Below are 5987 nucleotides of genomic sequence, written 5' to 3'. Positions count from 1 at the left end.
GCGACAATGGCCCACCGGCGAAGGGCGGGCAAAGCCCGGGACAGCGTACGTACGAAGGGACAACGCGAACACATGAGCGCGTCAGGCGGCACCAAGGCGATCGTGGCGGCACTCGGCGCCAACCTCGCGATCGCGGCAGCGAAGTTCGTGGCGTTCCTCTTCAGCGGTTCGTCGTCGATGCTCGCCGAGTCCGTACACTCGCTCGCCGACTCCGGCAACCAGGGCCTGCTCCTCCTCGGCGGCAAGAAGGCCCAGCGCGAGGCGACCCCGCAACACCCCTTCGGTTACGGCCGCGAGCGGTACATCTACGCCTTCCTCGTCTCCATCGTGCTCTTCTCGGTCGGCGGCATGTTCGCGATCTACGAGGGCTACGAGAAGGTCAAGCACCCGCACGAGATCGAGCACTGGTACTGGCCGGTGGGCGTCCTCGTCTTCGCGATCATCGCCGAGGGCTTCTCCTTCCGTACGGCCATCAAGGAGTCCGACCCGCTGCGCGGCACCCAGTCCTGGAAGGACTTCGTCCGCCACGCCAAGGCCCCCGAACTGCCCGTCGTGCTCCTGGAGGACCTCGGCGCGCTCGTCGGCCTGGTCCTGGCCCTCGGCGGCGTCGGCCTCGCGATCGCCACCGGCGACGGCGTCTGGGACGGCATCGGCACCCTCTGCATCGGCATTCTGCTCATCGTGATCGCCCTGGTACTGGCCGCCGAGACCAAGTCCCTGCTGCTCGGCGAGGCCGCGGGCGCGGAAGAGGTCGTGAAGATCGAGAAGGCGATCGTCGACGGCGACACCGTCACCGGCATCATCCACATGCGCACACTCCACCTCGGCCCCGAGGAACTCCTGGTCGCCGCCAAGATCGCCGTCCAGCACGACGACACCGCCGCCGAGGTGGCCACCGCGATCAACGCCGCCGAGTCCCGCATCCGCGCCGCCGTCCCGATCGCCCGCGTCATCTACCTGGAACCGGACATCTACAGCGAGCGGGAGGCCGCCAAGGGCCCCGACCGCGAGGCCACCCCGGGCGGCCCGGCCCAGCCGGCCACCCACTGAGTTCCCCTCCGCCCGGCCCCGGTCCGTCCCGATGTGTTCCCCTGCGGACTGGGGGCGGCCGGGCCTGGAGGTGTAGCTTGGGACGGAGCCAGACGTCGCTGCTGATGGCGGTCGGGCGGTCCCCTTTGCGGACCGACCGAGGGAGAGAGGGCCTCCGACGGACTGTGCTGCGCGTACCAGGGCATGACTGTGCCCTCTTCGGGCACCCCTGTGTCCGCTGCCGCGCAGACCAGCCCTACCCACTCGCCCCACCTTGAGGAGCAGCCCGTAATGACGACTGTCGACAACCGACAGGACTTCAAGGTCGCAGATCTCTCCCTGGCCGAGTTCGGCCGCAAGGAGATCACTCTCGCCGAGCACGAGATGCCCGGCCTGATGTCCATCCGCCGGGAGTTCGCCGCCGCCCAGCCGCTGGCCGGCGCCCGGATCATGGGCTCGCTGCACATGACCGTGCAGACCGCCGTCCTGATCGAGACCCTGGTCGCCCTTGGCGCCGAGGTCCGCTGGGTGTCCTGCAACATCTTCTCCACGCAGGACCACGCCGCCGCCGCCATCGCGGTCGGTCCGAACGGTACGCCCGAGAACCCGCAGGGCGTCCCGGTCTTCGCCTGGAAGGGCGAGACCCTCGAAGAGTACTGGTGGTGCACGGAGCAGGCCCTGACCTGGCCGAACACCCCCACCGGGGGCCCGAACATGATCCTGGACGACGGCGGCGACGCCACGATGCTCGTCCACAAGGGCGTCGAGTACGAGAAGGCCGGCAAGGTTCCCTCCGCGGACACCGCCGAGTCCGACGAGCACCGCGTCGTCCTCGAACTCCTCGGCCGGACCATCACCGACGGTTCGCAGAAGTGGACCCAGCTCGCCTCGGAGATCCGCGGCGTGACCGAGGAGACCACGACCGGCGTCCACCGCCTGTACGAGATGCAGCGCGACGGCGCCCTCCTGTTCCCGGCGATCAACGTCAACGACGCCGTCACCAAGTCGAAGTTCGACAACAAGTACGGCTGCCGCCACTCCCTGATCGACGGCATCAACCGCGCCACCGACGTCCTCATCGGCGGCAAGACCGCGGTCGTCTTCGGCTACGGCGACGTGGGCAAGGGCTGCGCGGAGTCCCTGCGCGGACAGGGCGCCCGCGTGATCGTCACCGAGATCGACCCGATCTGCGCGCTCCAGGCGGCCATGGACGGCTACCAGGTCGCGACCCTCGACGACGTCGTCGACAAGGCCGACATCTTCATCACCACGACTGGCAACAAGGACATCATCATGGCCGCCGACATGGCCAAGATGAAGCACCAGGCGATCGTCGGCAACATCGGCCACTTCGACAACGAGATCGACATGGCCGGCCTCGCGAAGATCCCGGGCATCGTCAAGGACGAGGTCAAGCCGCAGGTCCACACCTGGAAGTTCCCCGACGGCAAGGTCCTCATCGTGCTGTCGGAGGGCCGCCTGCTGAACCTGGGCAACGCCACCGGCCACCCGTCGTTCGTGATGTCCAACTCCTTCGCGGACCAGACCCTGGCCCAGATCGAGCTGTTCACCAAGCCCGACGAGTACCCGACCGACGTCTACGTGCTGCCCAAGCACCTCGACGAGAAGGTCGCCCGTCTCCACCTCGACGCCCTCGGCGTGAAGCTGACGACGCTCCGCCCGGAGCAGGCCGCCTACATCGGTGTCGAGGTCGAGGGCCCGTTCAAGCCGGACCACTACCGCTACTGAGCCGGCACCCAGCCAGTGGTGAGCACGTCCGTGCACTGACACGCCCACCACCAGCAGGTCCTCCGAGGCAGGCCCCCGCACCCCCGTGCCGGGGGCCTGCCCTTTTACCGAGGCTCAGTTGCCGAGGCTCGGCAGTTCAGAGGCTCAGAAGTTCAACCGAAAGCCCGAAGAACCCGAAGAACCTGAAGACCCCCAGGACCCCGATGCCCCGCGGCCGCTATTCGATCCACGATCCGCACGATCACACCCCCCTCGCAGAAGAGCACTTCCACTGCGCCCCCGGCCCCTCCGGCTGGCGTTACGTCTCTCAGCTGACCGCCCCTTCGGGCGACCACAGCGGCTCCGTCGACCTCACCCTCGACGACCTGGGCCGTCCGATCCGCCTCGAACTCCACGCGGCGAGCTGGCAGGTCCGCGGCGCCGCACTCGACGGCGTCACCTGGGTACGCACCGACCCGGCCGGCGCTCACGCCACCGAAGGCAATGTCCGCGCCCACGCCTTCACCGGCACGTCCCCCGCGTTCCTGGTCGCCACCGCCCGCCTCCTGCGCCTCACCCCCTCCGCCGCCGCAACCCGCGTACGCCTCGTCGCCCTCACCGATCCGGTCCTCGCCCCGCGCACCGTGGACCAGTCCTGGGCCTTGGTGAAAAGAGAAGCACACGCCACTGACAACGGCCCTCTGACAGTGGACGAATACCAGGTCACAGCCCTGGACACGGGTGAGCAGCACGCCGTGCACATCGCCGGCGACGTGGTCCTCGCCGCACCGGGCATCGAGCTGGAACACCTCGAATCCCCGCCGTCCACCTTCACCGACTAGCTAGGCGGGAGGCGCGAACCCGCCGGAGGAACGGCGCTCACCGGCCTGCTCCTGCGACGCGACTTCGACGACCGGGAGTGGCAGTGACCCGGAGCCCTCGGCGACCACAGGCCAATGGCCCCCAGGGGCCGGAGGCGGTGGCGCAGCCGGCGACAGGGGCGCGGGAGCCCGGAAGGTCCGCCGGGCCTCCCGCACTTGCCGCTCCTCCACCACGGCAGCCAGATAGGCGGCCGGAGGAACGTCCCGCGGCGCGGGAGTCCCCGTACGTGCCGCCACATCGGCGGCGAGCTGCTCGGCCAGCGCCGATCCCACCCGCGGATCCAGTTGCCCCACGCGCGTCAGATACTGGCGCACGGCCAGCCACAACCCGTCGGGCACGCCGGACAGATCGAGCTCCGAGAACCGTCCGGACAACCAGGGCGGCGGCGGAGGAACGAACGCGGCCCGGCTGACGGGCACCCGCTCCCGTACGACGAGCGTGCCCGCGACGACATCACCGAGCCGCCGTCCCCGCGCCGAGACGAGCGAGGCGATACAGGCCACCACCCCGACCGTGATCAGGATCTCGACCACGCCCACCGCACCCCGCACCAGCGCGTGCCGGAAGCGGATCGGTCCGCCGTCGTCCCGCACCACCCGCAGACCGCACGCCATCTTGCCGAGCGAACGACCGTGGCTGAGCGTCTCCACCGCGATCGGCCCGCCCACCAGCACCAGGATGAAAGTCGCGATGGAGACAGCGGCCCGCGCCGCGTCGTCCAGCGAGGCCGTGGATATGACCAGAACAATGCTGACGACGGTGTAGACCAACCCGACCACGACAAGGTCGAGCAGTACGGCAAGCGCCCTGCTGGGCAGTTTCGCGGGGCGCAACTCCAGCGCCACCGCCTCGCCCGTAACCAGCTCACTCACGCCTGCCGTCCTTCCCCTGACCTGCCCCTGGAACCGCCAGTCTGCCAAGCTGAAGGAGTATCGCGCCGCAGTAGGACAAGCCGACACCCACGACACCTACGACGCGCAGTCGACGAACAGCCGAGGAGCAGGCAAAACGATGGACCTCGACGTCTTCGTCTCCGCCCACCGCGCCGAGTGGGACCGCCTGGACGCACTGCTGCGCCGCCGGCGCCGCCTCACCGGCGCCGAGGTGGACGAACTCGTGGCCCTCTACCAACGCACCGCCACCCACCTCTCACTGATCCAGTCGAGCGCCCCGGACCCTCAGTTGACCGGCCGGCTCAGCCAACTGGTGGCACGCGCGCGCAGTGCCGTGACAGGAACCCGGCGGGCCTCCTGGCGCGATGTCACACGCTTCCTCACCCATGGTTTCCCCGCCGCGGTCTACCGGTCGCGCCATTGGTGGGTGCCCACCGCGCTCATCTCCACGACGGTGGCGGTCCTCCTGGGATGGTGGATAGGCACGCACCCCGAAGTGCAGTCCTCCGTAGCGGCCCCCGACGAACTGCGCGCCCTCACCCGCCCCGGTGGCGAGTACGAGACGTACTACTCCAGCCATCCCGCCGCTTCCTTCGCCGCCCAGGTGTGGACGAACAACGCCCAGGCCGCCGCGATGTGCCTGGTCCTGGGAGTCTTCCTCTGCTTCCCGGTCGTCCTGATCCTCTTCCAGAACATGCTCAACGTGGGCGTCGGCCTCGGCCTGATGTCCTCGGCAGGCCGACTGGACACCTTCCTCGGCCTGATCCTGCCGCACGGCCTCCTGGAACTGACCGCGGTCTTCGTGGCCGCCGGTACGGGCCTGCGCCTCGGCTGGACCGTCATCGACCCGGGCCCGCGTTCCCGCCGCACGGCACTGGCCGAGGAAGGACGAGCGGCCCTGGGAATGGCGATAGGCCTGGCCCTGGTCCTCTTCGTTTCGGGCGCGGTAGAAGGCTTCGTGACTCCGTCGGGCCTGCCCACCTGGGCGCGCATCTCGATCGGGGTCATAGCCGAACTGGCCTTCCTCGCATACGTCTATGTCCTCGGCGGTCGCGCGGTCCGCACCGGCGAGACGGGCGACCTTGAGGAGGTCGAGCGCAGCGCCTCCGTCCCCACAGCCGCCTGATGTGCGTACGCACCTGTTGGGCTGCTAGTCTCCTCCTCGCCCCACAAGAGCCGTTGACGCGGAGGGAGTGGGGAGGTAGGTTAGAGCAGTTGCCTAGAGCCGGACAGGCTCGGTGGCGACAGTGAAAATCTGCTGGTTGCTCAAGGACTTCGATTCTTGAGGACCACCTCCCGATGAATCTCAGGAATGAACAGCCGGTTAGACCGGCCAAAAACTTCTGATAAAGTCGGACTCGCCGGAAAGGGAAACGCGAAAGCGGAAACCTAGAAAGCACCGAGGAAATCGGAACCGGAAACGGTCTGATAGAGTCGGAAACGCAAGACAGCAAG

General features: G+C 68.6%; 5 protein-coding genes. 4 read left to right on the top strand and 1 reads right to left on the bottom strand.

Features of this window, described 5'->3' with window-relative positions; all coding sequences use genetic code 11:
- Positions 1 to 72: 72 nt before the first annotated feature.
- The 3 genes from AOK08_RS11215 to AOK08_RS11205 all read left to right on the top strand — a co-directional run bounded on the left by AOK08_RS11215 (position 73) and on the right by AOK08_RS11205 (position 3599).
- Positions 73 to 1050 (top strand): cation diffusion facilitator family transporter, encoded by a 978-nt coding sequence (locus AOK08_RS11215; RefSeq protein ID WP_055525345.1) that lies wholly within the window; start codon positions 73 to 75, stop codon positions 1048 to 1050.
- Positions 1051 to 1320: 270 nt separating this feature from the next.
- Positions 1321 to 2778, top strand: a complete 1458-nt coding sequence (ahcY, locus tag AOK08_RS11210; RefSeq protein ID WP_055525344.1) for an adenosylhomocysteinase — start codon at positions 1321 to 1323, stop codon at positions 2776 to 2778.
- Between the two features lie 203 nt (positions 2779 to 2981).
- Positions 2982 to 3599 carry a hypothetical protein gene (locus AOK08_RS11205; RefSeq protein WP_055525343.1) on the top strand — a complete coding sequence of 206 codons (618 nt, stop codon included), beginning with the start codon at positions 2982 to 2984 and terminating at the stop codon, positions 3597 to 3599.
- Here the strand turns inward: AOK08_RS11205 and AOK08_RS11200 are convergent, their stop codons facing one another.
- Positions 3600 to 4511 (bottom strand): RDD family protein, encoded by a 912-nt coding sequence (locus tag AOK08_RS11200; protein WP_055525342.1) that lies wholly within the window; start codon positions 4509 to 4511, stop codon positions 3600 to 3602.
- Between the two features lie 139 nt (positions 4512 to 4650).
- On the opposite strand from AOK08_RS11200, the gene AOK08_RS11195 reads away from it, so the two are divergent.
- Positions 4651 to 5658 carry a stage II sporulation protein M gene (locus AOK08_RS11195; protein WP_055525341.1) on the top strand — a complete coding sequence of 336 codons (1008 nt, stop codon included), beginning with the start codon at positions 4651 to 4653 and terminating at the stop codon, positions 5656 to 5658.
- Positions 5659 to 5987 lie beyond the last annotated feature (329 nt).

The sequence above is a fragment of the Streptomyces graminilatus genome (genome assembly GCF_001418565.1).
Classification (GTDB): Bacteria; Actinomycetota; Actinomycetes; order Streptomycetales; family Streptomycetaceae; genus Streptomyces; species Streptomyces graminilatus.
This window is presented reverse-complemented; position numbering and strand designations above follow the sequence as displayed.